This is a genomic window from Gemmobacter serpentinus (assembly GCF_008973825.1).
In the GTDB taxonomy this organism is placed as follows: domain Bacteria; phylum Pseudomonadota; class Alphaproteobacteria; order Rhodobacterales; family Rhodobacteraceae; genus Gemmobacter; species Gemmobacter serpentinus.
In genome coordinates, this window is sequence record NZ_WCHR01000041.1 from 35,422 (window position 1) to 61,885 (window position 26,464).

At 63.6% G+C, this 26,464-nt stretch carries 22 protein-coding genes; 6 read left to right on the forward strand and 16 right to left on the reverse strand.

Going from position 1 to position 26,464, the window contains the following annotated elements:
* The 5 genes from GBJ34_RS18555 to GBJ34_RS18575 form a co-directional block, all read right to left on the reverse strand.
* Complete coding sequence (locus GBJ34_RS18555; protein WP_192931289.1) at positions 1–678, reverse strand: hypothetical protein; 678 nt, start codon at positions 676–678, stop codon at positions 1–3.
* A gap of 144 nt (positions 679–822) precedes the next feature.
* On the reverse strand, positions 823–3,300 hold the full coding sequence (locus tag GBJ34_RS18560; RefSeq protein WP_151720690.1) for a glycosyltransferase family 2 protein: 2,478 nt from the start codon (positions 3,298–3,300) through the stop codon (positions 823–825).
* A gap of 9 nt (positions 3,301–3,309) precedes the next feature.
* Positions 3,310–4,674 (reverse strand): hypothetical protein, encoded by a 1,365-nt coding sequence (locus tag GBJ34_RS18565; RefSeq protein ID WP_151720691.1) that lies wholly within the window; start codon positions 4,672–4,674, stop codon positions 3,310–3,312.
* A 134-nt stretch (positions 4,675–4,808) separates the two neighbouring features.
* Complete coding sequence (locus GBJ34_RS18570) at positions 4,809–5,468, reverse strand: ABC transporter ATP-binding protein (protein WP_151720692.1); 660 nt, start codon at positions 5,466–5,468, stop codon at positions 4,809–4,811.
* Positions 5,469–5,491: 23 nt separating this feature from the next.
* Positions 5,492–6,616, reverse strand: coding sequence for a sugar transporter (locus GBJ34_RS18575; protein WP_151720693.1), 1,125 nt, complete (start codon positions 6,614–6,616; stop codon positions 5,492–5,494).
* 264 nt (positions 6,617–6,880) lie between these two features.
* Between GBJ34_RS18575 and GBJ34_RS18580 the strand changes: the two genes are divergently transcribed.
* Positions 6,881–7,693 carry an ABC transporter permease gene (locus tag GBJ34_RS18580; protein ID WP_151720694.1) on the forward strand — a complete coding sequence of 271 codons (813 nt, stop codon included), beginning with the start codon at positions 6,881–6,883 and terminating at the stop codon, positions 7,691–7,693.
* 47 nt (positions 7,694–7,740) lie between these two features.
* On the opposite strand, the gene galE is transcribed toward GBJ34_RS18580, so the two are convergent.
* From galE to GBJ34_RS18595, 3 genes are all read right to left on the reverse strand, one after another.
* On the reverse strand, positions 7,741–8,733 hold the full coding sequence (galE, locus tag GBJ34_RS18585; protein WP_151720695.1) for a UDP-glucose 4-epimerase GalE: 993 nt from the start codon (positions 8,731–8,733) through the stop codon (positions 7,741–7,743).
* A 95-nt stretch (positions 8,734–8,828) separates the two neighbouring features.
* Positions 8,829–9,833, reverse strand: a complete 1,005-nt coding sequence (locus tag GBJ34_RS18590; RefSeq protein WP_151720696.1) for a ParB/RepB/Spo0J family partition protein — start codon at positions 9,831–9,833, stop codon at positions 8,829–8,831.
* Positions 9,834–9,917: 84 nt separating this feature from the next.
* Complete coding sequence (locus GBJ34_RS18595; protein WP_151720697.1) at positions 9,918–11,312, reverse strand: AAA family ATPase; 1,395 nt, start codon at positions 11,310–11,312, stop codon at positions 9,918–9,920.
* 426 nt (positions 11,313–11,738) lie between these two features.
* Between GBJ34_RS18595 and GBJ34_RS18600 the strand changes: the two genes are divergently transcribed.
* Together GBJ34_RS18600 and GBJ34_RS18605 are read left to right on the forward strand one after the other, a co-directional pair.
* Complete coding sequence (locus GBJ34_RS18600; protein WP_151720698.1) at positions 11,739–12,803, forward strand: replication initiator protein A; 1,065 nt, start codon at positions 11,739–11,741, stop codon at positions 12,801–12,803.
* Positions 12,804–12,910: 107 nt separating this feature from the next.
* Positions 12,911–13,921: a DUF2793 domain-containing protein gene (locus GBJ34_RS18605; RefSeq protein WP_151720699.1), complete on the forward strand. Its 1,011-nt coding sequence runs from the start codon at positions 12,911–12,913 to the stop codon at positions 13,919–13,921.
* A 42-nt stretch (positions 13,922–13,963) separates the two neighbouring features.
* Here the strand turns inward: GBJ34_RS18605 and GBJ34_RS18610 are convergent, their stop codons facing one another.
* From GBJ34_RS18610 to GBJ34_RS18635, 6 genes are all read right to left on the reverse strand, one after another.
* Positions 13,964–14,581 (reverse strand): class I SAM-dependent methyltransferase, encoded by a 618-nt coding sequence (locus GBJ34_RS18610; protein ID WP_151720700.1) that lies wholly within the window; start codon positions 14,579–14,581, stop codon positions 13,964–13,966.
* A gap of 41 nt (positions 14,582–14,622) precedes the next feature.
* Positions 14,623–16,827 carry a glycosyltransferase gene (locus GBJ34_RS18615; protein ID WP_151720701.1) on the reverse strand — a complete coding sequence of 735 codons (2,205 nt, stop codon included), beginning with the start codon at positions 16,825–16,827 and terminating at the stop codon, positions 14,623–14,625.
* A complete protein-coding gene (locus tag GBJ34_RS18620) occupies positions 16,811–18,691 on the reverse strand; it encodes a glycosyltransferase (protein ID WP_151720702.1) in 1,881 nt (626 codons plus the stop codon). Before GBJ34_RS18620 ends, GBJ34_RS18615 begins: the two co-directional genes overlap by 17 nt.
* A gap of 81 nt (positions 18,692–18,772) precedes the next feature.
* A complete protein-coding gene (locus GBJ34_RS21120; RefSeq protein ID WP_151720703.1) occupies positions 18,773–19,585 on the reverse strand; it encodes a calcium-binding protein in 813 nt (270 codons plus the stop codon).
* A gap of 404 nt (positions 19,586–19,989) precedes the next feature.
* Positions 19,990–20,784 (reverse strand): hypothetical protein, encoded by a 795-nt coding sequence (locus GBJ34_RS18630; protein WP_151720704.1) that lies wholly within the window; start codon positions 20,782–20,784, stop codon positions 19,990–19,992.
* Positions 20,784–21,473, reverse strand: coding sequence for a SapC family protein (locus GBJ34_RS18635; RefSeq protein WP_151720705.1), 690 nt, complete (start codon positions 21,471–21,473; stop codon positions 20,784–20,786). Before GBJ34_RS18635 ends, GBJ34_RS18630 begins: the two co-directional genes overlap by 1 nt.
* 56 nt (positions 21,474–21,529) lie before the next feature.
* On the opposite strand from GBJ34_RS18635, the gene GBJ34_RS18640 reads away from it, so the two are divergent.
* The 3 genes from GBJ34_RS18640 to GBJ34_RS18650 all read left to right on the forward strand — a co-directional run bounded on the left by GBJ34_RS18640 (position 21,530) and on the right by GBJ34_RS18650 (position 25,450).
* Entirely contained in the window at positions 21,530–23,233 is a 1,704-nt protein-coding gene (locus GBJ34_RS18640; protein ID WP_151720706.1) for a type I secretion system permease/ATPase, read from the forward strand.
* Complete coding sequence (locus GBJ34_RS18645) at positions 23,230–24,588, forward strand: HlyD family type I secretion periplasmic adaptor subunit (protein WP_151720707.1); 1,359 nt, start codon at positions 23,230–23,232, stop codon at positions 24,586–24,588. The genes GBJ34_RS18640 and GBJ34_RS18645 overlap by 4 nt, the downstream gene beginning before the upstream one ends.
* A gap of 112 nt (positions 24,589–24,700) precedes the next feature.
* Complete coding sequence (locus GBJ34_RS18650; protein WP_151720708.1) at positions 24,701–25,450, forward strand: hypothetical protein; 750 nt, start codon at positions 24,701–24,703, stop codon at positions 25,448–25,450.
* On the opposite strand, the gene GBJ34_RS18655 is transcribed toward GBJ34_RS18650, so the two are convergent.
* Both GBJ34_RS18655 and GBJ34_RS18660 read right to left on the reverse strand, forming a co-directional pair.
* Complete coding sequence (locus tag GBJ34_RS18655; protein ID WP_151720709.1) at positions 25,451–25,825, reverse strand: hypothetical protein; 375 nt, start codon at positions 25,823–25,825, stop codon at positions 25,451–25,453.
* Positions 25,822–26,464 (reverse strand): LamG domain-containing protein (locus tag GBJ34_RS18660; protein ID WP_226341268.1); only part of this gene is annotated, 643 nt, incomplete at its 5' end. The genes GBJ34_RS18655 and GBJ34_RS18660, both read right to left, overlap by 4 nt.

Here is a 26,464-nt window from a genome sequence, read left to right on the forward strand (position 1 = left end):
TCAGATTCTCTGGACATAGGACATGACCTCACTCCGCATCATGCTATACTGATTCGGCCCATATTTCTTTTGGGGCAATACATAGCTCATCTGCGTACAAAGCTCTGCCAGAAGCGTTGGTGCCCAGACTGGCCATTCGCGTGGCATGATATGAAAGACAGCCATGCGCCCCACTATGGCGTTTGGCTGGGCCAGGGCCTCGACGACTTTATAGCTTTGCCGATTTTCGTAATCATCGAACAGTATGGTCACTGGCTTGCGTGTATTAAGACAGGTTGCCACAAAACAGGCGGCCCTCAGGCGCCCGTCAACCAGAACCAGATCGGGTTGCCGAAAGAAGGGTTGTGCCCAAATTGCCAAAGGGTAGCGATAGAACCCAGCCCACCCGCGATCATCAAGCGGCCGCCCCCAGGCACCGGTCGGCCCAATATCAGCGTGATACATGATCGGAAGTGACGGCAGTTCCGCTTCATCAAATTTTCGCTGCAATGCAGTGAACCAGGCACGGTCACTTTCAACGCTGAAAATGAGTTTGCCTGGTTTTTGGGCCGCAAGCACCGTTGAGCCACCAGATCCATATTCCAGGATCACCTTGGCCTCGGCATAGTGTTTCTGCAAGACTTCCGCCTCGGCTTCAGCGAATGTCAGTGGGGGCCAGCGATCAATCATATCAGACATAGCGTTCTTCGACTTCTCACAACCAAAGCGATAAGGCAGGCATTTCCCAAGTTGGCGAACATATTTCGAGTGCCACGGCTTCTTTCCCGATGACGAAGGCCACGCAAGGGGCGCTGCAGCCGGTGCAAGGTCAATATCCGCTGATTACAGAGAGATTTGCTCAAAGTGAGGGGTGTCCAAGTATTGGCCTTCCAGAGTCGCGATCCGGCCACGTGCCAGCTTCCGCGTGATATGCTGCGTCAGCCTGACCAGATCACTGTCGTCAGTCCAATGACCGAGTTCATCCTGAAGCATGTCTACCGCAAGATCGTAACGGCTCCGACGGAAGGCAAGAACACGCTTGTTTCCATCCCTTGCGATCATAACAACATCAAGCGCCGGACGGGCCATGAGCTGCCGGGACAGATCTGCCAAGGCACCTGGTGCAAGGACTTCTCCGAAGGTCAACGGAATAACGAACGCGTTGCGGGTGCAGATTTCCCGGATCGCCAGATCTCGCCCATAGGCAGCTCCCGTCCGAGTTGTGACCCCCAGCAGCCGCCCCTCCGGCAAGATGGACATGGCGGCCAGTTTGGCGAAACTTCCATCAGAGGAGCCATCATCCACCATCGTGACAGCGAAGGTGAAAGGCCCGAATTTTTGTTCTGCCACCGCGCGAAGCGTCTTGTCCATAACCTTGCGGCTGTCATGCCCGCTCAGAACCAGATGGAAGTGCGGGCAGTCCTCCGTACTCCCCATATATTCATAGGGGGATCCATGTAGCGCGATATGGCGCGTCATAGCGGGCAATTGCGGAAGTGCTGCCGCTGTCGCCTCTCGCAATTCAACCTCGGCTGCCATCAGAACATCGGCCGGGAAGCTTTTGATCATGTGCGCTTCGGCTGCCCGACGGACGCCACCCCGCGCCAGCACAGGCTTCACGCTGCGATGATATATTTCGAAATATCCCTCAGGACGCTCAGACGCTTCTTGCCACAGGCTGACCTCATACTTGGCGAACTCATTGACCCATGCCCGGCGCCTCGGAACAGAATACATGGGGATACCCTTGCGCATACTGAGGGCCGCAAACCAGAGATCACAGACCCCCTTGGTGCTGAAATCCGCCAGAGTCGGCTTGATGGTGGAACTGTGCCAAGCAGTTGTGCCGGTCCCCAGCATATCGACAAACCTGCCACGTGAGCGGTGCAAGAAATGGAAGACCGTCCGCTGGCTGAGTTTTGTGAACTCGTCATACGGAAAGATCACACCATGGCTGCCCACAATGCAGGACCGACCGAGCAACTCGATCTGATGGATCAGGCGCGATGTGTAATCCGGCGGATAGAGCAGGTCATCATCAAAGGTGAATACATAGCTGGAATCGTCCTGCGGCAAATCATAGAATTTGCCATTGTCGCGAAGATCTCCGACAGCGTCTTGGCTGCGGATGGCGCGAATTTTGGGGTGGCGGGCAAAATCCGGGACTTCATCATAATCGTTCAAGTATAGGATGAGAAGGTCGAGTTGCGGCAGAATCGACGCGATCGTCGCCTTCAGACTGTCAATTCTCAGCGGAAAACTCGCCATCGCGCCGACCCGGCGCTGCCCCAGAGAAGGCGATGCATTCTGTGAGGGATCACCCAGCTCAAAGGGGCGCTCCAGCTGCGGAAACTCGACCAATGGCAAGCCTCCGCTCATCATATTCGCGGCGGCCGTCTGCACCCAGGTGTTCAAATTGTCGGAATATCGCTTGCGATCATCCGACAGTGAAGGCCGGAGCACACCATTCTGACTGGCATATGCGGTGCTGCCAGTTGCCGTCGTCAGCGAGGTTTCAAGCGTGCGCAGGAAGTAAACTTCATCCGGAATGCGCAGCACAGCCGCCTTGCCGAAAAGGGTTTCGATCCGCACCCGGAATTCGGTATCGCCCCCGAAGCGAACCGTATCGTAATAGCCGATCTCGTCGATCAAAGAGCGCTTCCACAACAAGGTGTTCTCGGCATAACGAAGGTCTCCGAGCGGCGTACTCATATCTTCCGACCAGCGCCGTGTCCGGGCGAGACAGGCTTTCTTTTCGGGATGGGCCTTGAGGGCATTCAGTTGCCGCAGGATCCTGTCCGGTGTGATGATGTCATCGCTGTCGACAATGGTGACATAGGTACCTCGTGCCCGGGTGACCCCGATATTACGCGCATAGTAACAGCCGAAATTGCGCAACAGCGAAATCACCCGAACATTCGGGTGATCCGCCGCAATCGCCCGCGCGACACTGACGGAATGGTCGGTGGACCCGTCATCAACGACGATCAATTCAACGTTGACGGAGCTTTGTGACAAGACGGAATGGATGGATCGCGCGATCCATTCGGCATTGTTGTAACTCGGCATGATGATCGACACGAGGTCATCATGATCCTGACGGCCACTGCCCTGCAACGGACCCTGCGCATAAGCCCGGTCAAGTTCTGCCGGGCTCATCTCGGTGCCAGTAACACCCATCTCCTCCGTATGGACGGGGCTGCGCCCCAAGATCCGCCAATACCGCTCATAATGATCCCGAGGCTCAAGTCCAGATTGTGCAACATCTGGGTAGGCACTTAAATAATACTTGGCATCAAAGGAAATATTGTCACGACTCATGATCGGTACCTAGGATATCTTGGGTTGACGACGATGACTTTTTCGAAACTTCGAAACGATGCTACGGAGAGGAGAAGTAATCTTCCACGAAGTGCTGGACAGCAGGGCAGCCTTCTCGAGTGAGATAGTCTTGATCTTGGTTTGTTGGTCCTCCAACTTCTTCCGTTGATCCTCCAACCGCTGCCTCTGCTTTTCCAGGAGTTTGGTCAGGGCCGCGGTTTCTCGGAAATGCACCTCGCGGTTTTTGCGTAGGGCGAGGCTCAGCGCATCGCATTGCGCCAGCGCCTTTTCCTTCTTCTGGCGCTCGGCCTGCACACTGACAGTCTCACCTTGCAGATGCCTGAGTTTATCAATCTCAATTTTTGCGTCGAAATACAGGGCCTGATATTGACCAAGCTTGCGCCCACGCAAGTCGATGGCAGCAGAAAGGTCCGCCATTTCGGTTTCGAACTGCGCGATACGGCGCTGTGCCTCGGCGAAAGCTTGCTGCGTCTCGGCCAGCAGCCCCATCATTGCATCCTGCCTGCGCTCTGCTGCAAGCCCATTTCCCAAGCGCGTAAACATCGCTTGGATATCCTGTCGCACATGTAGCTTGTCCTCACTGAGGGCATAAGCAAGAAGGGCTGGCTTCCCGCACAGAATCGAAAACCCTGCCCCCATATCTACATTGATGCAATCGGCCCGCAGCAAGTGTTGCCGCAGATGCTGTATCCCATCGGTCTGCGCAGCCTGCGACAAGCCATACACGACGAGGCAACCGTCAGCCGAGAGCCGTGAAGATAGATTTTCTACCAGCGCGTCAGGCCATGTATCTGCATTTTGCAGATCGACGAGAAGCAAATCCTGAGGATCGGTACCTGGCCAGACCGCATCAGGTGCTCCCTGTATGGTGTGAAGTTTCAGGATCCCTGGATAAAACTGCGCAGCATACCTGGCGATGGCATCCGGGATCTTGTCTTGTGGACCTCCCGCGATATGAATACCGGCACATGTTCCGTCAATCTGCAGCCGTTCGATCATCTGGCAAATGGCGAAACAGGCGGTGCCATCGCCAAGGCCAAGAACCGTCGTACGCGCAGGCTTCAGGACTGCCGATAACCAGAACAGGAGCGGCGCAAAGCGCAACGCGTCGCCCTCACCCGAAAAATGCGGGATCCAAAAGGCTGGAGAATGTAGCGGGAAATCCTGGCTTGCTGTAGGCAGGCTAAATGACGCCGTAGCGGATTGAATATCCTGCATTGGAAGATCCTGATTGTCGTCTGGCACTAGCATGTGAACCTCAGCAGGGCCAATAACATGGTTGTCCTGACCACACCATAGAGCAAGGTCGAGCCGGGCGGGTGAAACTTTTGAAAGACTTGGCAGGGTGGCCATTTCTGAGGTTCCAGCTCTGGCGACAGAGGGTTGAGCGGCCCCTCCTTCCAGCAGCCAGCGGCCCTGTCCGTCAGGCAACCCATATCAAGAAGCCGACAACTTCCGCATGACAGGCCTGACGCGCTCTTCGCCCCTCACGTCGCCCCCATCAGATCCTGATGCAGCTTGATCGCGTCTTCCAGATCTTCGAAGTAATGCAGCTGGCCGCGTTCCAGCACGAGACCCGCATCGCAGAACTCGCGCACCGTGCGGGTATCATGGCTGACCATGATGGCGCTGGAGGATTTCATCCGCTCGGAGAACACCGCCCGGCTCTTGCGGCGGAAACTGGCATCCCCCACCGCCGTCACCTCATCGACCAGATAGGTATCAAAGCGGATGCCCATGGCCGCCCCGAAGGTCAGACGCGAACGCATCCCCGAGGAATAGCTGCGCACCGGCATGTGGAAATGCTCGCCCAGCTCCGAGAAATCGCGCACAAACTCGATCAGCTGGCTGGTCTCCACGCCGTAGACCCGCGCGATGAAGCGGATGTTCTGCGCCCCGGTCAGATCACGATGGACCGCGCCGCCCAGGCCCACCGGCCAGCTGATCGTGCCTTCCGAGACGATCCGGCCGCTGCTCGGGCGCATGGTGCCCGCGACCATCTGCAAGAGCGTGGACTTGCCCGCCCCGTTGCGCCCCAAAAGCGCCAGCGAGCGGCCTTCGGGCAGGGTCAGGCTCAGATCGTCAATGACCACCTTGCGCCGCCCGCCAAGCGCAAAGCTCTTGCTCAGATGCTCGAACCGGATCATGCGCGTGCTGCCCCCAACCTGCCCTAGCGACGGTCACGGATGCTGTAGAAGACCAGCGTGCCGATCGCCCAGATCAGCAGCAGGAAGATCGAGACCAGCCCGGTCAGCACCAGGCGCTGCGGAAACTCCGCCGTCTGCGGCAAGGTCGGGCGGATATAGGGTGCCAGATACAGCGACTGGCGCGAGGCATTGGCGCGGGCCAGATCGACCGCCGCAAGCGCCGTGCGATAGCTTTCTTCGGCGAATTGCAGATCGACGGTCAGGCGTTCGAATTCGGCGATCAGATCGGGGTAATTCTCATCCACGCCCCCCGCGCCTTCGGCACTGGCGAAGGTCTGGCGCTCGGCTGCGATCCGGTCCCGGATCACCTGGATACGGCGCGCGGCCTGATTGCGGCGCGGATCGTTTTCCTGGGTCGAACCCAGAATAAGGTCATTTTCGATCAGGGCCTCGGCCAGCTGCTGCTGCAGGTTGTTCAGCACGCCCATCCGGCCCTGGATATCCGCCGCCGGATCGACGATGCGGGTGCGGGTGCGGAACAGGCTGAGCGCCTCACGCGCATCCTTCAGCCGGGCCAGTGCCTGATCGAGATCGGCATTGGCATAGCGCATCACGTCTTCGCGGGCCTGGTTGTTCAGGTCGTTGATCATGCGCTGGCTTTCGGCCACGATCTCGCCGGCGATGCGCTGCGCATCCTCGGGGGTGAAGGCCAGCACGCGCAGCGCGATCAGGCGGGTGCTTTGATCGTAGGAGATGCGGACCATGCGGCCCCAGTAATCATGCAACTCCTCGATGCGGGCATCGGGCCAGAGCGTGAAAACCGGATCGCCCGGCCAATGCGTGGAATAGATCGCCCCCAGCCCCACGCGCTCGTCAATGGCCGAGACGATCTCCTGGCTCTGGATGAACTCATAAAGGATATCGGATTCCGACATGCCGCCGCCGCCGGCAAGCTGGGCCAGACCGCCCACAAGCCCGGTGGAGGCATTGTCCTCGCGCCGCACGGTGAAGGCCACGGTCGAGGCATACTGATCCTGTGCCACGCCCCAGAGATAGGTCGCGGTGACAAGGATCGGCAGCAGGACCAGGATCGCAAAAGACCAGACCACGCCCATATGGCGTCGGCGGAAGCGCGCCGGTTCGGCCATCGGCAGGACCTGGATCACCGGCGGCGGGCCGCTTTTGCCACGTTTGGAGGCGGGTTTGCGCGGAGCCGGGGCCGCGGGCGCATCGCTTGCAGCCGGGGGAACTACAATATTATCTTTTTCTGTCAAAGACTTGCCCCGAGGATCGACCGCGTTTGAACTTCTTGCGACTGTTCTACATAATACCCCCTTGAAACGCCAGTGCGCGATAGAGCGATGCAGACCCAGAGCATACCCCCCCTTCCCGATCTGCCCGCAGCAGGCCCGATGCCCGCGCAACGGCCCAAGCCTGCGCTGCGCCGGGTGAAAACGCGGGAATTTCCGACCTTCCGCACCATCATGGCGCTGATGCTGCGCGAGATGTCCTCGCGCTATGGGCGCTCGCCCGGGGGCTATGTCTGGGCCGTGCTGGAGCCGGTGGGCACCATCCTGATTCTGGCCATCGCCTTTTCCTTCATGCTGCGCGCGCCGCCTTTGGGAACCAGCTTCATCCTGTTCTATGCGACGGGCTTTCTGCCCTTCTCGCTTTACAGCACCGTCGCCAAGACCGCGATGAACGCGATCGACTATTCCCGCCCGCTGCTGATGTATCCGGCGGTCACCTGGGTCGATGCCATGGCTGCGCGGTTCCTGCTGAATGCGCTGACCGGGATCTCGGTGGCGACCATCGTCTTCACCGGCATCGCCTTCCTGCCCAATGTGCGGCTGTCACTGGATCTGCCGCCGATCCTGATGGCGCATCTGATGGCGCTGGTCTTCGCGCTTGGCCTGGGGGCGCTGAACTGTGCGATCAGCGGCCTTTTCCCGATCTGGGACATGGTCTGGAATATCCTGACCCGGCCGCTGATGCTGTTGTCGGGGGTGCTTTATACCTTTGAATCGCTGCCCGCCTTTGCCCGTGCGATCCTGTGGTATAATCCGCTGATCCATGTCGTGGGCGAGATGCGCGCGGGCTTCTATCCGATGTATAATTCCAGCTATGTCAGCCCGGCCTATGTGCTGTTGCTGGGCCTGGGCCTGATGGCCTTTGGCTGCACGCTGCTGGTGCGTTACCACCGCGACATCCTGAATGATGCCTGATGATCAAGGAGGGTGGCGGGGCAGCCTCTGCCCCGCCATCTGACCGCTTACTTGCTGTAACCCGGCCCTTGCGTCCAGGCCCAGGCGTCACGGATCATCTGGGGCAAGGTGGAATGTCTGGGCTGCCAGCCCAGCTCCTCCACCGCGCGGGCCGAGCCCGAGACCAGCGCCGTCGCATCGCCGGCCCGCCGCGCGCCCTCGATGATCGGGACCTCGCGATTGGTCACCGCGCGGCTTGCGTCAATCACCTCGCGCACCGAGAAGCCCGATCCGGTGCCCAGATTGAACACCCGGTTGCCCTTGCCCTCCAGCAACCAGTTCAGCCCCAGAACATGGGCCTGCACCAGATCCATCACATGGACATAATCGCGCACACAGGTGCCGTCACGCGTGGCATAATCCGAGCCAAACACCGTCAGCGCCGGGCGCTTGCCTGCCACCGCCTCCAGCATCAGGGGGATCAGATGGGTCTCGGGCGTGTGCTGTTCGCCGATCTCGCCATCGGGATCGCAACCCGCCACGTTGAAATAGCGGAAGATCACATGGTTCAATCCATGGCTCGCGCCGAAATTGGCCAGCATATCCTCGATGGCGCGTTTGCTGGCCCCATAGGAATTGATCGGCAGCTGCACCGAGTTTTCATCCAGCAGCACCCCGTCCTGATCGCCATAGGTCGCGCAGGTCGAGGAGAAGACAAAGTTCTTGCAGCCCGCCGCCAGCGCGCCTTCGATCAGGTTCAGCGCGCCCATGACATTGACCCGCCAGTATTTGCCCGGGTCGGTCATGCTTTCGCCGACAAGGCTGAGGGCCGCGAAATGCAGCACCGCGGCCGGCTTGTATTGCGCGAAGGCCGCGTCCACATCGGCGCGGTTCATCAGATCGCCCTTGAAGAAGGGGCCGAACTTCACCGCTTCTTCCCAGCCGGTATTGAGATTGTCGAAGGCGACCGGGGTAAAACCTGCCTGTGCCAGCACCTTGCAGGCATGGGCCCCGATATAGCCCGCGCCCCCGGTCACCAGAACCGTCTTGCCATCCGTCATTGCGACACCCGCATCTGAAATTTACGCCGCCATATGGCGCGAGGCGGGCAGGTCGCGCAAGCGCCCTGCCCTTTTGCTTCAGCCAGCCGCCCGGATCAGCCCTGCGCTTTCAGCCAGTCGATCAGCCTTGCGGCCAATCCGTCATCCAGACGCGGCCCTTCCAGGATCAGCCGCCCCGAGGGATGGCGGATCACCTTGAGGCCGGAAATCGGCTCTAGCGGCGGTATAGTGCCGGTTTCTGACGATCTGCGCGGGGACAGCACCTGCTGGATGCGGGCCTGCTCGTCGCTGGCATCCGCCGGGCGGTCCTGCAAGGCCGGGATCAGCCGGGACACCAGATCCGGATCGGCCTCCAGGCCTTGCGCGAGTTGCAGCCCCAGCCGCTCGCCGATGGATTCGGGGAAATGCAGCACACCATCCAGCGCCCGCACCACCGTGAGGAACGACCCGATCTTGGAGCGTTTGGCCCGGCTGGCCGAAGCAAAAAGCGCGCGAAGGGCGGCCCGGTCATCGGGATAGACCCCGGCCTCGACCGCCTTGGCGGCGATGCGCGCGCGCTCATAGAACGAAAGACCCACGCGGATCTCGTTTTCCTCGACCATGGCGATATAGGCGTCTGACGCCTGATCGGGTTTGCGCAAAAGCGCCAGCACAGTGCCGAAAGCCGCATCTTCCTGCGCCAGTTGCCGCAGCGCGGTCAGCCGCCGCCAGCCGGAAATCAGCCCGTAGCGATCGGGGCCGGTCAGGGCGACCTCGATCGGGGTCTGCTGGCCACGGGCGCGCAAGGATTCGACCAGGGCGGTCATCTCTTCGGGGTCGGTGGCGATGCGGTCGCGCACCAGATAGCCCGCCTCGATCTGTTCCAACGGCAAAGCCAGCACCAGCCGCCCGCTTTCGCGGGCCTGACGCAGACTTGCCGCCATCTCCTCCATCGCGGCGGTCGCGGCCGCAGCCCCGGCCATATCGGCGATGGGCGGGCGCGCCAGCGGGGCCGGGGCCACAGGTGCCATGGGGGCTAGAGAGGAGACGGCGGAGGCCTCGATCATATCCTCGGGCTCGGCCATGGTCCCAAAGGGGGTCAGACGTCTGCGCTTGGCCATGTCAGATCCCCTTTCCGAAATCAGTCTCTACCCGGGCAGACAGAGACGTATTCGCCCTGCCCGTTTCGCGCGCGAAACAATCGTTCATTGCGCCGCCTCCGCCACCCGATCCAGCTCATCGCGGCGCCAGCTGCCAAGGATCAGCGCCTTCACGGCGGCCCATGTCTCGTCGAATGTCTCGCGGCCCCGGGCATAGGTCTCGCGGTTGAAATCGCGGTAATCGGCCTCATAGATGCCGCGCACCTGCTCGCCCGCCTGTCCGATCAGCGCGGTGAAATCCTGCCGATGCGGCGAGAGCGTCTGGCCCAGCCAGCCCTGCATCAGCGCCGCAAGCTCGGCCTGCTGGCTGCTGTCGAACCGGGTGATGAGAGTGCGCACCGCATCCCACTCAAAGTTCAACTCGGGCCGACCGAGTGCCCGCGCCGCCATATTCTCCCCCTCCTCGATGGAGCGGAAGGTGGAATGCAGCATGTCGAAGAAGCGCCCGGTGGAATCGAACTCCAGAAACGAGGCCCCCATCGGCACCAGCAGAATATCGGCAGCGGCCAGCCCGTTGATCGTCAGATAGCCAAGCGCGGGCGGGGTATCGAGGAAGATCACATCATATTGGTCGAGCAAGCCATCGGCGGCCAGGCTTTCGGTCAGTGCATCCCATAGCTTCCAGCCGCGCGATTGCATCCGCCAGACCGGGATCTGGAACTCGGCCCAGTAAAGGTTCAGCTGCGCGCCGATCAGATCGATATTGGGCCAATGGGTCTTCTGAACCAGATCCTGCGCCTTGACCGTCAGCGCCTCGGTCAGTGTCTCATCGAGCGGGATCGGCGCATCGCCCCGGTCCAGCCGGCGCTGGTTGTCGATACGCAGATGGCTGGCGTAATGCCGTGCGAGCAGCGGGAAGACCGTCTGCCACTCATCCTCGACCCTTCCCCCGAAGATCGAGGTCATCGAGCCCTGACTGTCCAGATCGATCACCAGCACGCGGTAGCCATCCAGCGCCGCCGACATCGCCAGATGCGCACAGGTCGAGGTCTTGCCGACCCCGCCCTTGAAGTTGGCGACCGCCAGCATCTTGGCCGGCAGATCCTTGGGGCGGTAGGGCGTATAGGGTTTGGCCTTGGAGCCCTCGACTGCAAAGAAGGCGCGCAGGCGCAGCACCTCGTCCAAGGTGAACCATTTGGCGCCGCCCTCGGTCTCCGACAGGCCTTGTGGCAGATCGGGGTTCTGCTTCAGCACGCGCCGGAAATGGGCCTGCGCCACCGGGATCAGATAGCGCGTGATCTCCCAAGTGGAGAACAGCCGCAGCTTGCGCCCGCCGCTGGCATCAAGACCGCGCCCTGCCAGATCATTGCGTCCGGTCTCGCAGGCGCGCGCAATCCGGCCAAAGCCTTCGGTCGTGGTGGGGGTGCCAAGCGCGGTCAGCGCCGCATCGGGATCAATGCCGAAATAGGGCGGAAGGGGGGCTGCTGCCTCGGGCTTCATTTCTGCCTCATGTGCCGTGTTTTCTGCAGTATACCGAAAAACGCATCACATGGAAGCAAAGACATGACATGACAGGATTTTCTCTGCTGATTCTATGACTTGCGGGCTTTGGGCAGGGTGTGCCGTGTGCCTTTTCGGGGCTATCGCCGGGTGCGGTGAAGACCCATGTGCGATTTTTTCCTGTTATAGCGATGTTATCTTATATGTTACGGGTCAGCATAGGTTTTTGCAAATAGCTGATCTTGAAAGAAAAAAATTGATCTGAGGCGCATCGGGTGACTCTGATCCGACACTTCTCCGACTCTGATCCGCCGAAAGGGCGACTCTGATCCCCCAATCGCGATACTGGACGGCGCATGTGGATAACTTTAGGGTGAGTGTCACTGAAACCCCGAACCGAAATCGGGGACAAATCACGAGGCGCAGATGGCAGGGCAGGCAGTTGCGGGGGCATTCCCTGCGCGACGACGATCCAATTTTGGGCCCGGTTCTGGGGCGGATATTCCGGCACCGGTCATTGGCGATCTGTTCATCTGCGATGTGCTGGAGGCCAGTCCGAAGGACGATCTCGGCACGATGGAACACCCGATCTTTTCGCTGTCCACCAAGCCCGATCGCCGGATCCTGAGCTATGAGCATAATGGCGCCAAGGTCGAGGTTGTCCCTTCGGTGAAGGGGCGCGCGACGATCCATGACAAGGATATCCTGATCTATTGCATCAGCCAGTTGATGGCGGGCCTGAATGCCGGGCGCGAGGTCAGCCGGACGCTGCAACTGAAGGCGCATGACTTGCTGCTCGCGACGCAGCGCGATACCGGCGGTGACAGCTATCTGCGGCTGCGCGAGGCCTTTGAGCGGCTGGCGGGCACCCGTATCACCACCAATATCGTGACCGGCGGCATCGAGGCCACCAGCGGTTTCGGCCTGATCGAAAGCTGGGAGATCCTGCGCAAGACCCGCGGCGGGCGGATGATCTCGGTCATGGTGACCCTGTCGGAATGGGTGTTCCGTGCGGTGCTGGCACGCTCGGTCCTGACGCTGAGCCGGGATTATTTCGGGTTGCGCAAACCGCTGGAGCGGCGGGTCTATGAGCTGGCGCGCAAGCATTGCGGCCGCCAGCCGGACTGGCGCATCTCTGTCCCGGTCCTGCACAAGAAGGCGGGGTCTTCCGCGCCGGTGCGGGTGTTTCGCGCCGCGATCCGCAAGATGATCGAAGAGGCGCAGCTGCCCGATTACCGGATGGAGGAAGAGCCGGGCGATGTGATCCGCTTTGCCCGGATCGGCGTCATCGAGGAAGAGACAGCACCCGACGCGGGCCTGCCTTCGCATTTCGACCCCGATGTGCTGGAGGCCGCGCGCGCCCTTGCCCCGGGGATGGATGTCTATGCATTGGAGGCCGAATGGCGGGCCTTCTGGGTATCCTCCGGCCGCCCGCGCCTCAGCGCCCCGGATCGTGCTTTCCTGGGCTGGGTGAAGGCGCGCAAGGGCTAAGGCCCGGGGGTTAACGAGGCCCCCCTGCCCCGCGCGCAGGCGTCAGGCTTTGTCAGGGCGGGGCGCGCAAGGATCGGCGCGATCTTTGCCGCAAAGGACCGCGCCCCATGCCCGATACCTCGCCCAATCTCTCCCTGCCCTATCTGCTGCCTGCCCAGGCGCAGAAGCACGTCACCCATAACGAGGCGCTGGAGCGGCTGGATGCGCTGGCACAGCTGGTGGTCGAAGGCTTTGGCGCGACCACGCCCCCCGCCGATCCGGGCGTCGGGCAGATCTGGGCGGTGGGGGGCGGTGCGGGAGGCAGCTGGTCGGGCCAGGGCGGCAAGCTTGCGCTGCGGGTGGCGGGGGATTGGCTGTTCCTCGCCCCGCGTGAAGGCTGGCGCGCCTGGGGGCGGGCCGAGGCCGAATTGCGGATCTGGCGGGGCAGTTCCTGGCAGCGTCTGCCCCATGACCAGCTGGACGGGATCGGCATCGCCACCACCTCGGATGCGACCAACCGGCTGTCCGTGGTCTCGCATGCCACGCTGTTCAGCCATGCGGGCGCGGGCCATCAGATGAAGATCAACAAGGCGGGTGCGGCGCAGACCGCATCGCTGATGTTTCAGAGCAACTGGGATGGCCGGGCCGAGATGGGCCTGACCGGCAATGATGATTTCAGCGTGAAGGTCAGCGCCGATGGCAGCACCTGGGTCGAGGGGCTGCGCATCAATCGCAGCACCGGGGCTGCGGCCTTTCTGGCCGGGCTGACGCTGGCCGGATCGCCGGTCTTTGCGCGATCGAACATCCTGGGCACTGTGGCACAAAGTGCGGGCCTGCCGACAGGGGCGGTGATCCAGCGCGGATCCGGGGCCAATGGCGAGTTTGTCCGCTTTGCCGATGGCACGCTGATCTGCGCCCATGTGTTGACCGCCTCTGCCTCGGCTGCGGTCGGCTGGACCTATCCTTCCGTCTTTGCCGCTGTGCCTGCGGTCAGCGGCACCGCGCAGGCCACGGTTCTCGCCTGTGTCATGCTGGACGCGGCCCCGACCGCCACGGCCGCCAGCCTGTCGGTGCGCGACAAGGCAGATGCGCGCCGCGCCGATGTGATGCGGCTGATGGCGGTGGGACGCTGGTTCTGAAGTGGGGATGTTTCGCGCGCGAAACATCCCCGGCTCACAGGGTCAGGCGATGCTGAGCGCGCAGAGCATATCGACCTGGCGCTGACAGGCCGCAGGCTGCTGGGTGGCGATGGCGCAGAAATCATACGAGGTGCCGGGCTGGGTGCGCACCTCTTCAAAGCCCGCCTCCAACAGCCGCCCCGCCAGCGAACTTTGCGTGAAGCCGGTGTGATGGGCCATGAAAAGATTGCCCTCGCGGATCGAGGCGCGATGGCCGTAGATCACATCCAGCGCGCTGATCGGCCCCGAGGGCGAGGGGTAAAGCGGCTTTTCCAGATCATTCTCATCCAGGCTCCGCATGACCGCCATCAGATCCGGCACCCGCAGCACCGCCGCACCATCAGGGCGCAGGATGCGCAGGATTTCCGACAGAACGGTGGTCAGATAGTGGTCGTGGAAATGTTCCAGCACATGCGAGCAATAGACGATGCTGGCGCTGTGATCGGCCACCACCGCCGAAAGATCGGTCAAATCGGCCAAAATCTCGGGCGCATTATTGGGATCAAGGTCGATGCGCACCTCGCGCCAGCCGTCAAAGGCCGAGGCATCGGTCAGGCTCGACAGCAGGCTGCGCGGGCCGGAGCCGAGATTGTAAAGGGTCGGGATCGGTTGGTCGGTCATTCTGGGATCTGCCACTGGGGATCTTGTCTGGTCTCTCGGGGTCACAGCCAGCCCGGAACCGGGCGGGGCGGTTGCCCCCCGGCCCGGCGCAGGCCGGGTGCATATGGATGATCGGCAGACAGCGCCCGATAGGGCAGACTGTCCAGCGCAAAAAGCGGGTGATATTGCGGGTCATTCAGCAGCGTGTCGCGCCAGATCTCGCGCAGGCAGGACAGCTCGCGCTGCATCCGCAGGCCCGCCGGGGTCGCGATCTCCTGGCCGCGGCTGACGGATTCATAATGCCGGATCGCCACATGCGGCGAGACCACCACGCGGTAGCCCGCGGCCCGCAGCCGCAGGCAGTAATCCACATCGTTGAAATTCACCGCGAAATGTTTCGCATCGAATCCGCCCATCTGCTGGAACAGCGCGCGCCGCGTCAGCAGGAAGGCCCCGGTCACCGCGCTGACCTCGGCGGCCACGCAAAGCAGTTCGCCATAGCCGGGGTCGCCCGCCATCCGGTCTTCAAAGGCATGGACCGCGCCCTGCCAGGGCCCAAGCACCACACCGCCATGCTGGATGATATCAGAGGCGCGCAGCATCAGCGGCCCGACGGCACCGACATCAGGGCAGCCCAGCCGCCCGCACAGCTCCGCCAGCACGCGGGGCTGCGGGAAATCCACGTCATTGTTCATGAAACACAGCTGATCATGGCGGGCATGTTCGGCAGCGGCGGTGTTGATGGCGGCGTAATTGAAGCCCTCGCCATATTCGAGGATGCGGGCCCCGCGATCTTCCAGCCGGTTCAGCACCTCCAGCGCCTCGGACTGGGTGCTGCCATTGTCGACGATGATGATATCGAGATCAAAGCCCGGATGGCTGTCGATCAAGCCGTTCACCGCCTTGTCGAGCAGCGCGCCCTGATCGCGGGTCGGCACGATCAGGCTGACCGCGTGATCCGTCACCGGACGTTGCAGATGCAAAGCGGGGAAGCTGGCGCGGGCCTGCGTCTTGTCGGTGATCGCCGTGCCTGCGGGCAGGCGGCCGGGGCGCAGCAAGGCAGCCCGCAGGGCTGTGGCGCGGGCACCCGCGCTGGCCTCCAGATCCCTGGCCGCGATCATCCCGCCGGGATGGGGCAGGTGCCAGATACGCGCCGGGTCTATGCGGCCCCCGTCCGGCATGAGCCAGTCGAGCAGCAGCGCGATCAAGGACGGTGCATCCGCATCCAACGCCGCTTCCGGCACGGCAAAGCACAGGCCGAGATGGCCCTGTTCCAGCAGCCGCTCGGCATCAAAGGCCGAAAACAGCAGCGGGAACAGGCTGCCATCGCCTTGCTGCACCGCCAGATCACAAAACACCGCCCGCGCCTCTGTCAGGCCGGGCAGGGCGCGGGTCATCTGTGCGGCTGCCGCTGCCCAGGGTGCCACCATATCGGCATGGCACAGCACCCAGCCGGTCTTGCCCAGCCGGCGCCACTGCCCATCCGGGCCGATGCGGCCGCCCGTGGGGGCCGTCAGCGGCGCGCGGTCGGGGTAAAGCCCGCCATAGCCTGACAGTGGCATACTATGGCCGAGCAGCCGGTCCAGCATCGCCTCGTGGCGGCGCGCCGCCGTTTCGGTCCGGCCGGCGCGCGCCTGCAGGCCTGCGCGCAGCCGGTTCGGCCAGGCGATGACATTCAGCGGGCTGCCCTCCAGCACGAGGCCGGTCGAGGTTTCAACATGCAGGCGGTGGGTCTGGCCATCGGCCAGATCGGGATCGAGATAAAGGTCGAAGGCGACCGAACGCCCCTGCGGGCTTTGCGGATCGCCGATATGCTGCCAGCGCCAGATCCGGCTGCGCCCGACGATGCGCTCGCCCTCCAGGGCCAGGATCTCATAGGCGGGAAATTCGGTGACGCCATCTTCCAGCACGCCGCTCAGCGTCAGCCCATGGGCATGGCGCACGAAGGCCAGGCCGCGCGCCGTCGGGGCCGGATGGGCGCGCAGGCTGGCAAAGCCCTGATCGCAAAGGATATGCGGGTGGTTCAGCACCTGCAGGCGCAGCTGATCCCGATCATTCAGCGCCGCCTGGTTCAGCGTGAAGGCAAAGCCATGTCCTGCGGGCCAGCCGGGCTGCGCGGCCTCTGGCCGGTCGGCTATTTGCGTCTCGAGCAGCCGGTTATTGACGAAAAGCCCGACATGCCAGATGCGGTCGGGCTGATTGGCGGCCTGCACAAAACCTTGCAGCAGGCCGGGGGCGATGAAGCGCAGATCAGATTGCATCGGCATGGGCTGTCCTTTCGGCCTGGGGGGCCGCGATGCGCTGCCGGATCGCCCGGGCCAGCACCTTCAGCGCCTGGGGGGCCGGGGCGGCTGCACCGGCCGGGCAGGCCAGGGCAAAGAGCGCAGTCCCCCCGGACTCGGCCCCGATCAGCAATTGCCCGGCTGCCGCGTCAAAGCGCGCGATCAGCCCATGCGCGGGGCGCAGGCGCAGGCCCATGCTTTGCAACTGCGCCTGCGGCACCAGATGCAGGCTGTCGGCGGTGGCGGCCCATCTGTCCGGGATCTCTCCGATGCAGGGCAACAGCAGGGGCGCATCGTCGGGGCCCGGGGGCAGCACCAGCACGGCGTGGCCGATCCGGTCGAGGGCCTGCCGGGCGGGATCGGCCAGCGGCTCGGGGCGCCAATGCGGCTCTAACGCGGCCAGAATCCGTCCGCGCGGCCCGGCCAGCGGATCGAGCGCCGCGAAACGCGCATATTGCATCTGATAGCCGGGAAAGCGCTGCATCAGCCGTCGGCGGTTCTGGGCCACCAGCCGCTGTTTCTGCGCGCCATAGGTCACCGACCCGACATGGGCGATGAAACAGTCGCAGGCCGCAACATGGCGCCAGCCGCGCAAACCGGCGCGCAGGCAGAAATCGACCTCTTCATAATAGCCGCTTTCATAAAGCCCCGACAGCGGCCCGATGGCGCGCAGGCAGGGATCCGAGATCAGCATGGCAAAGCCATTGCCATTGGGCAGATCGACGGCCAGGCCGGGCTGCAGGCGATGGGCCGCCTGTGCCAGCCTTGTGCTGATGATATCGGGAGGCATGGCAGCGGCCTGCCCGGGCCCCAGCAGGCAAAGGCTGCCGGCATTGTTCGACAAGGGCGTGACGGTGCCGACCTCCGGGTCGCGCAGATGCGCCAGCATCCGGGTCAGGGTATGGCGCGGCAACCAGGTGTCGGAGTTCAGCAGCAGGACAGGCCCGGTTCCGATATGGCGCAGGCCCAGATTGACGGCACCCGTGAAGCCAAGGCCCCCGGGGCTGCGGATCACCCGGATGCGGGGCGATTGCGCCATTTTGCGCAGCAGGGCGCGGGTCTCGGGCCGTTCCGATCCGTCATCGACCAGGAGCAGCCTTGCGCCATGCAGATCCTGCAGGTTGACCATGACCGAGGCCAGACAGCGTTCCAGCACCGCACCGCCATCTTTCAGCGGCAGGATGATCCAGAGCCGGGCGGCCTTGGCGGGCATCTGGGACCCGCGGGGCGTGGTCGGAGCATCGGCGGCGTCGATATCAACGGCGCAGCTTTGGTCATTGAGCCGGACGCCCAGGCGGCGGGGGGCAGATCCGGCATCGGGGCGGGCCAGATGGTAATCCAGCGCCGAGACTCCGCTTGCGGCATCGCGGCCCAAGGGCTGCGGCACATCCTGCGGGCCTGTGCCGGTGATCTGCAAAAGATCCCCCGGCCCTTGCAGCAGGGTCAGTCTTTCGGTCTCGGGCTGGGCTGTGCACAGCAGCAGCGGCAGCAGGGCCGGGTCCAGCGCGGAAAGCGCCAGATGGCGTTGCTGCATATCGGCAAAGGGGCTGGAGAGCAGGGCGGTGGCCATGGCATGGCGGGCGGCGGCGGGGCGCAAACCGGCACTGATACGGCAATAAAAGCCCATGGCCTGCGGATCGGCAGGGTCGAGGGCAAGCGCCCGCTCCAGATCGCGCAGCGCATGGGAAATCTGGCCGAGCCGGAACAGCAGAAGGGCGCGTTGCATCAAGGCATCGGCCGCGGGCGCGGCACTTGCGCTCAGCGCGATCTGCAGGCGGAGCAGCTGATCGCAAAGGGAGGGATCGGCGCGGCGCGGGTCCTGACCTGCCGCATCGGAGATCTGGGGCACCTGATTGTTCCGGTAAAACGGTCTGTCCGGTCGGAAGACAGCCGCCCGGGAATGGGCCGGGCGGCTGCGGAGACTGTGATCTTACAGCGTGTGGTCTTCGTCCTTGAAGTCCAGCTTCTCGACGCCGGTGATCGTGACGAAGGTGCCGTCGCCGAAGGTGATGACGGTCTTGGCCCCGGTGGTCTGGATGCTGACATCGTCGAAATCGGCATCGATGCGCACGGTATCCACGCCTGCGCCGCCATAGATCGTGTCGCCTGCGCCGGCGATGAACAGATCCTTGCCTGCGCCGCCATAGAGCACGTCATTGCCCGCGCCACCATTGAGCGTGTCGCTGCCTTCGCCGCCATAGAGCCGGTCATTGCCGTCGCCGCCATAGAGCTTGTCGCTGCCGGTGCCGCCATGGAGCGTGTCATTGCCATGGCCGCCATAGAGCATGTCATTGCCCTTGCCGCCATTGAGCGTGTCATTGCCTGCGCCGCCATAAAGCGTGTCGCGGCCCTCGCCACCATGCATGACGTCCCGGCCATTGCCGCCCAGCAACTGGTCATTGCCCTTGCCGCCCAGCACGGTGTCATTGCCGTTGCCGGCCAGAACCTTGTCATTGGTCAGCTTGTTGCCGCCGGCAAAGACATTGCTGCCCTTGGTGCCGATCGTGGTCACGTCCGACGAACCCGGAACCTGCACGGTCACGGTGCCATCCGCGGCGCTGCGCACGATCAGATCGGCATCGGCCGGCACGGCATCGCCCGGTTGCAGGATGGCAACCTTGATGTCTTCGCCCTGGGTCGGCGCAATGCTGTCCAGAATGGCCTTGGCCCAGTTGCTTTTGAGGCCCAGATCCTCCAGGCCCTTCGTCACGGCACCGCCGCTGCTATACTCATCTACCGCCATAAGATTTCGTCCCTGAAAAGAGTTGGGTTCAGCATGTTCGGAGAGGGCACCCGAGAGGGTACCTGGTAACGCGTCTCACTCGAACGGAAGAACACAAGGATGGTTTCGGCGTCGTCTATGCGCCGGATGGGGCGCGGGGAACGCAGATAACTCGAACGTGAAACAATGATATTGTGCAGCGATTAGTCGGTTTCGGTAACGCTTTCAAGAAAGCAAAAGGCCTGCGCTGCACGTTTTAGGGGAGGGCTGGTGGAAAGTTCACCCGTTTTTTAAGCAATTGCCACTTTAATGGGGGGATCTGAAATCTGTCGGATGATCCCGGTTCCGGTTCTGTTTGACGATGATTCCGCTACAATCAAGGGTCGATTCCGCGGGCGATTGGGAAAACTTCCCGGCGACTCGAATCAGGATGGTGACAGGAATGCTGAAAAATCCAGCACATCATCTTGGATCAGGAAGGTCTGGTTGCGCAAGGCTTCATCGCGGCTGAGCAGGCTTTGCAACTGGCCCGAAAACGGCCCCGGACCTGCGGCCCCGTCGCGCCCGGTCTCGCGGCGATGCAGGCGCGAAAACTCCAGCACCGCCAGGAGCCGCAGCGCCAGGAAATAGAGCGGATCCGGCCTGCCATCCATCCGGGGGGGCGGGGCATCGGCGGCGGGCAGCCATTCCCGCGCCCCATTGCCATGGTCTTGCGGGGCCAGAAGGCCTTCGGCGATCAGGATCGCGGCGGCGGCGCTCAGCTGGCTGATGCCGAACCCTTGGGCCCGCAGCATCTGTGCCAGTTGCAGTTGCAATTCGGGCGGGCGCGGAATGTCGGGCGGCCCGGCGCGGTCCAGGAGACGCATCACCCGGCCCTCCGGCGTGGTGATATAGGGCAGCAGCCGGGTGGCGGCGGGGCGATAGCTGCGTTGCAGGGTGCCGCCGGCATCAAAGGCCGGGCGGCGCAGGGTCTCGGGCCGGAAATCCACCATGACGCAGGGGCGGCCCATCTGGTCTGTGCCCGCCTGTTCGATGCCCGTCTCTTCGATCACAGTCAGCGGCAGATGCCGCGCCACCTGATACAGTTCGGGCAGGGTGGCCGGGCAGAAGCGCAGCCGATGCAGCCGGGCATCCATCGCACGGTCGGGCCAGGCTTCCAGCCGGGCATCGCTCAGCGGCTCTGCGCCGGAGACACCGTCCAGATCATCATACCAGGCCATCAGGCAGCGCCTTCCGTCAGGGCGATCAGTCGCGCCATCGTGTAAAGCGACAGCCTTTGCGCCGCAAGGAACTGTGCGACAAGGCGCCAATGCGCGGGATCGATCGCCCCGAAGATCAGGGAATCGTCGGGATGGGGCACCACCACCATGAAATCGGGCAGACCGAACCGCGCGCTCAGATCGCCGGGCAGGCGCACGGGTTCCAGCAGGCCGTGGCGGAACACCGCCGCGGTCACGTCATGGCGCAGGGCGCGCTCGGCCTCCCAGGCCTCCAGCGCGCGCAGCTTCAGTTCGGCCCCGGGCAGCAATTCGCCGGTCTCGCTGATGATATAGGAACCGGCATCGCGTTCGCGCATCGGCGCGCCGCGTTCCAGCCCGATCTCGCCGCCTGCGGTGGGATCGCGGAAGCGGAAGGGAAAGGCCTGCACCAGAAGCGGCAGCGCGGTGCGGCTGACGCCATGCGCCTCGGGCAGCTCATGCTGCGGGTGCAAGCCCCGCAGCACCACCAGGTCTGGATCGCCATGGGCATCGCGCCGCCACAGCACCGGCCAGCGTTCGGCCAGCGCCAGCGTTTCCGACAGGCAGACCGGCACCATGCGCGTATAAAGGGCGGGACGGTAGGCAAAGGGGTCATAAATCCGCAATGCCGCGCCGGTAGCTGCTTCCCAGCTTTCAAAAATGCTGTACATGCTTGTTTCCAGCCCCCAGTTGTGATCCCTGTCGCCGGGACAATCTAGGATCGCCCATGAAGGTTTCTTCTGTAATCCAGAAAGCGCGCGGCAGCTATGTGCGGATCTGGTTCCACAGCATCTTTATCACTTTGCTCGCGCTGATCCCCTTCATCTACATGATGCAGGTCACCCAGCGTGTCTATACCAGCCATAGCTGGGAAACCCTGGGCTTCATCACCTTGCTGGTGGGGTTCCTGCTGGTGGTCTGGGGGATACTGGAACATTACCGCTCCAGCGCGCTGTTTGCGCTTGGTCACCGGATCGACCACGAATTGCGCGAAGGCGTGTTTGATGCGGTCCATCGCGGCGACAAGCCCGCGGCCTTCCGGGCCTATGGCGATATCGCGACACTCCGCCAGGGTCTGACCGGATCGCTGGCCGAGGCCTTGATGGATGCGACATTGTCGCCGATCTTCATCGTGGTGCTGTTCATCCTGCACCCGGTCTTTGGCCTGGTGGCGCTGGCCTATATTGCGGTTCTGGCGATCCTGAGCGCGCGGGCCCGGTCGATCTGGAAGGTGGTGCGGGCCGAGCAGCGCGAGCCCGAGGATCAGGCCTTTGCCTTTGGCATGGCGACGGCGGCCCGGCGCGAGACGGTGCGGGCGATGAATATCCTGCCCGGTGTGCGCCGCGAATGGGCAGGGCTGGAAGACAAGGCCTCGGGCATCGCGCTGGAGGGGCATGACCGGGCGGGTGCCCTCGACAGTGCGATCGCGGTGCTGCAACACGCCCAGATCGTCATCCTCGTCGGAACGGGTGCCGTGCTCTATCTGATGGAAGAAGTCTCGGCGAGTGCGGGCATGGCCGCCTTCATCGTGATGATGCGGGGCGTCGGGCCGGTGATCTCGGTGGCGCGCAACTGGTCCACCATCCATGAATTGCGCAGCGCGGCCGAGCGTCTGGATGTGGTTCTGGCCGATGTGCCGGCCGAGGCCACGACGCCCTTGCCCGATATGCAGGGCCATATCGCCTGCGACAATCTCACGCTGCTGGGCAGTGACGGCAAGCCCGTGCTGACCGGCATCCGTTTCGAGGTGCCGCCGGGATCGGTGGTGGGGATCGTGGGGCCAAGCGGCGCGGGCAAATCCACGCTGCTGCGGCTGCTGGCGGGGGCAGGGCGGCCCTCTTCGGGCAGCGTGAAGATCGACGGTTTCCCGATCGATCTCTGGCCCGCCGCGCAGCGCGGCCCCGAGATCGGCTATTTGCCGCAGGCGGTGGATCTGCTGCCCGGCACGGTCTGGCAGAATGTCGCGCGCTTTGCCCCCTATGATCCGTCGCTGACCGGCCCGGTGACCGAGGCGCTGCGCATGGCGGGGGCGCTGGATATCGTGCAGGCGCGCGGGCGGGGCCTGGATTTCCGCATGATGGATGGCGGCGCGCCGCTGTCGGGCGGGCAGCGCCAGCGCATCGGCCTGGCGCGGGCCTTTTTCCGCCAGCCGAAACTCGTGGTGCTGGACGAGCCCAATTCGGCATTGGATGCCGAGGGGGAAAAGAACCTCGCCTATAGTCTGGCCGAGCTGAAACGCGCCGGATCGACCGTGTTCTTCAGCACCCACAAGGCCGGACTGCTGGGGGTCTGCGACTATATTCTGGTCATCATGAACGGCTATATGCATTCCTTCAGCACCCGCGATGACATGCTGGGGCGGCTGAATGCGGCGGGCAATACGCTGCTCTCCGCCGGTGCGCCGCCATCTGCCCCGGAGGGCCAGGCATGACCCCGTTGCTGCCCGCACCTGATGCGGCATCCGCCGCCGATCCGGTCTCGCCCGCATTGGTCACCTGTGACCGCACCCTGCGCCATGCGCTGCGCGCCTCGTCGCTGACCATCCTGATCACTTTCGGTCTGGTCGGCGGCTGGCTGGCTGTCGCCCGGCTCGACAGTGCGGTCGTGGCCTCGGGGGTGGTGGAAAACGCCAATACCACCCGCCAGATCCAGCATCTGGAAGGCGGCATCGTGCGCGAGTTTTTCGTGCGCAACGGGGATCGGGTGAAGGCGGGCGATCTGCTCTTGCGGCTGGACCCGACGCAAAACGCGGCCACCGCCGATCTGTTTGCCGCGCAGATCCTGGGCAACCGCGCCCGGCAGGAACGGATGGAGGCCGAGATTGCGGCAGCCCCCGAACTGGTCTTCTCTGATCTGCTGAAGGCCCAGGCTCAGGCCGATCCGGTGCTGGCCCGCGCCATGGACAGCGAGGCGCGTCATTTCGATCTGCAGCGCAAGGAGTTGTTGCAGGCGCGCGATCTGTTGCAGACCAATATCGCCCAGTCCGAGGCCGAGATCCACGCCAATGAGGTGCGCCGCAGCATCGCCGTGCGCGAGGCCGAATTCGTGCGCAAGGATCTGGAGGCACAGCGCCAGCTGCGCGACAAGCAGCTGACCAGTCAGGCCCGGGTCAGCGAGCTGGAACAGGCGAGCCTTGCGCTTGAGGAAAAGGTCGCGCAATCGGATATCGATATCGCGCGCATCCGGCAGGCCATTCTGGGATTCCGGTTGCAGATCGCCCAGATCGAGCAGGAATATCGCCGCCGCGCCGCCGAACAGCTGGAAGAGGTCACCCGCGAGATCCGCGCGCTGGAGCGCGATGCGATCATCGCCAATGACTCGCTCAGCCGGGTGGAGATCCGCGCGCCCGTCGATGGCACGGTGCAGGAAAGCGTCCTTGGCACCATCGGCGCGGTGATCCGGGGCGGCGAGACCATCCTGAAGATCGCGCCCAGCGAGGATGAATATATCATCGCGGCCCGGGTCTCGCCCAATGATATTGACGGGATCATGCCGGGGTCCGAGGCGCTGATCACCTTCCCGGCCTTCCAGGCGCTGGATCTGTCACCGGCAGAGGGGGAGTTGCTGACGCTGTCGCGCGACCGTATCGTGGACCCCTATACGCGGGTCGATTATTACGAGGCGCGGATCCGCCTGGACGAGACCACCTTGCCCAAGGCGCAGGTGGAGCGGCTGGTGGCGGGGATGTCGGCCTCGGCGGTGCTGCCCACCGGCAAACGCACGGCGCTGAATTATCTGCTGGGGCCGTTGATGCAACGCCTGCAAAGCGCGATGCGGGAGGAGTGAGCCCGCCCGCAGGGTGATGAGTGATCTGGTGATGTCGGAAGGATTTTTGGACGGGGCAGGGGGGCGGTTTGCGCCCCGGATCCTGGATCCGCGATGATTACGGAAACAAGGCATGTATGAGACGCTGAAGCTGAGCCCGGGGATCCTGACCCTGACCTGTGTCGCCCCGCCCGAGGGCGATCTGGATGCGATGATCCGGCCCATCGTGCCGCCGGGCTCGCGCCATGCCATCACCTTGATGTTCGAGCCGGGCAATGTCTCGGGGGCGCTGACCCGCGCCGGCGCCTTCTGCGTCATCCGCTGCGGTCAGGCGGCGGTGCTGGGGCTGGAGATCCGGGCCGAACGCTCGGATGGGCCGCCGCGCGGCGGGATCGAGCTGAACTATCTGTCGCAGACCGGCAGCGATCCCGAACCGATCGCGGGACATGCCGATTATGTGCTGCATCTGGCCGGATATGGCGACCGCCCGGCGCGGTTCGGCACGCTGACGGGGGGCGATGCGGGCCAGGCGATTGCCGGGTTGATGATGCCGATCCGCGCCAGCACGCCGCGTATAATGTTGCAAGATCCGGTGACGGGGCAGGTGGCCACCCCCGGCGAATATCTGGGCAGCCAGAGCGGCTTTCGGCCGCTCTCGGAACTGCGGGCCTGGATCGAGGCCCCTGACGGGCGCCAGCGCCTGGCGTTGCAGGCCGATTTTGCCGAAGCCGGCCGGGTCGAAAGCCGGGGCACCATGGTCAGCCTGCATGGGGCAGGCCCCGAGGACCGGCTGCTCAGGTTGAGCATGGCATTGGAGGCGATGCCGCTGCTGCCCGAGGCGGAAAAGCGCCCCGAGCGGATCCGCATCTTCCGCAAATCCTGATCAACCGGGCAGGCGCTGCAGGCCAAGACCCGAAAGTGCCGTCTGCGGATCATCGCAGATAACGGCAACCAGCGCGGCGGGATCTGCCCGGCAGATTTCTGACTCATCGGGATATCCGATGCGGATCAGGCCTTGGGCGCAAGATGCGGCGGCCATATCCGCGCCCCATGGTGGAGGGATCAGGGGCGATGTTGCCGCGGTCGGGAAACTCCTGCTGACTTGCGCAGAGGCCACGGCATAGCGGTTACCTGCCGCATCCTGCCAGACCGGCGCGCCATAGGTCTGGGCGTCCTCCGGACCAAGACCAAGGCACGATGCCAGCTGGTTTGCATCCCAGATCAGCGCTTCGGGACAGGCGATAGTGGCGCGTATCATGGCAGGATCACTCCGCATCTGGTGGCCATCCAGCGCTCGGTCAGCGCCAGTTCGGTGGGGGTGAGGCTGCGGTTGATGGCAAACAGCCCGTAAAGTTGCCCGGCGAAAGGAAAAGTCCCGCCGCCGCGCGCGCCGATATAGAGCGGATGGTTGCCGTAACTGCCGTTGCCCTGATCCGCAGTGCTGGTGGCGCGCTGCGCTCCATTGATGCGGAGCCGGGCGGTGTCACTGCCGATCTTGCCCTCCAGGGCCACGATATGTGTCGTATCGACGGGCCAGCCCGAGGAGACCCCGGCCTCGGCCTGCGTGCTGCCCTTGGACCGCATCCGGTAACCGGAACTGTCGCCCATATTGAACAGGAAGAATGCGCCGGTATTGGCATCGCTATTGGCCGAAAGCTCAAGGATTGCGCGGTTGCCGGTATCCGACTGTTTGGCGACCCCCGCAATCACCGTCACCTCATCAGTGCCCCAGTCGATCGCAGCGGTCGACAGACAGTCGTCAATCCCGTCAAGGCTGAGATACCAAGCCTCCGGCACCCCGGCCTCGGTCACATCCAGATCGGTATCGACCCGCTGATAGGGCGTGGCGGTGTTGCCGGTTTCCATCTGGAACCCGCCCCGGAAATCCATGCCCCCG

Bases quoted from the DNA above. Each gene is read 5' to 3' on its own strand.
- GBJ34_RS18560 (WP_151720690.1), bottom strand. From the start codon at position 3,300: ATGAGTCGTGACAATATTTCCTTTGATGCCAAGTATTATTTAAGTGCC.
- GBJ34_RS18595 (WP_151720697.1), bottom strand. From the start codon at position 11,312: ATGAAGCCCGAGGCAGCAGCCCCCCTTCCGCCCTATTTCGGCATTGAT.
- GBJ34_RS18615 (WP_151720701.1), bottom strand. From the start codon at position 16,827: ATGCCGATGCAATCTGATCTGCGCTTCATCGCCCCCGGCCTGCTGCAA.
- GBJ34_RS18605 (WP_151720699.1), top strand. From the start codon at position 12,911: ATGCCCGATACCTCGCCCAATCTCTCCCTGCCCTATCTGCTGCCTGCC.
- GBJ34_RS18645 (WP_151720707.1), top strand. From the start codon at position 23,230: ATGACCCCGTTGCTGCCCGCACCTGATGCGGCATCCGCCGCCGATCCG.
- GBJ34_RS18570 (WP_151720692.1), bottom strand. From the start codon at position 5,468: ATGATCCGGTTCGAGCATCTGAGCAAGAGCTTTGCGCTTGGCGGGCGG.
- GBJ34_RS18630 (WP_151720704.1), bottom strand. From the start codon at position 20,784: ATGGCCTGGTATGATGATCTGGACGGTGTCTCCGGCGCAGAGCCGCTG.
- GBJ34_RS18650 (WP_151720708.1), top strand. From the start codon at position 24,701: ATGTATGAGACGCTGAAGCTGAGCCCGGGGATCCTGACCCTGACCTGT.
- GBJ34_RS18590 (WP_151720696.1), bottom strand. From the start codon at position 9,833: ATGGCCAAGCGCAGACGTCTGACCCCCTTTGGGACCATGGCCGAGCCC.
- GBJ34_RS18580 (WP_151720694.1), top strand. From the start codon at position 6,881: ATGCCCGCGCAACGGCCCAAGCCTGCGCTGCGCCGGGTGAAAACGCGG.
- galE (WP_151720695.1), bottom strand. From the start codon at position 8,733: ATGACGGATGGCAAGACGGTTCTGGTGACCGGGGGCGCGGGCTATATC.
- GBJ34_RS18635 (WP_151720705.1), bottom strand. From the start codon at position 21,473: ATGTACAGCATTTTTGAAAGCTGGGAAGCAGCTACCGGCGCGGCATTG.
- GBJ34_RS18600 (WP_151720698.1), top strand. From the start codon at position 11,739: ATGGCAGGGCAGGCAGTTGCGGGGGCATTCCCTGCGCGACGACGATCC.
- GBJ34_RS18575 (WP_151720693.1), bottom strand. From the start codon at position 6,616: ATGGCCGAACCGGCGCGCTTCCGCCGACGCCATATGGGCGTGGTCTGG.
- GBJ34_RS18565 (WP_151720691.1), bottom strand. From the start codon at position 4,674: ATGGCCACCCTGCCAAGTCTTTCAAAAGTTTCACCCGCCCGGCTCGAC.
- GBJ34_RS21120 (WP_151720703.1), bottom strand. From the start codon at position 19,585: ATGGCGGTAGATGAGTATAGCAGCGGCGGTGCCGTGACGAAGGGCCTG.
- GBJ34_RS18555 (WP_192931289.1), bottom strand. From the start codon at position 678: ATGTCTGATATGATTGATCGCTGGCCCCCACTGACATTCGCTGAAGCC.
- GBJ34_RS18655 (WP_151720709.1), bottom strand. From the start codon at position 25,825: ATGATACGCGCCACTATCGCCTGTCCCGAAGCGCTGATCTGGGATGCA.
- GBJ34_RS18610 (WP_151720700.1), bottom strand. From the start codon at position 14,581: ATGACCGACCAACCGATCCCGACCCTTTACAATCTCGGCTCCGGCCCG.
- GBJ34_RS18640 (WP_151720706.1), top strand. From the start codon at position 21,530: ATGAAGGTTTCTTCTGTAATCCAGAAAGCGCGCGGCAGCTATGTGCGG.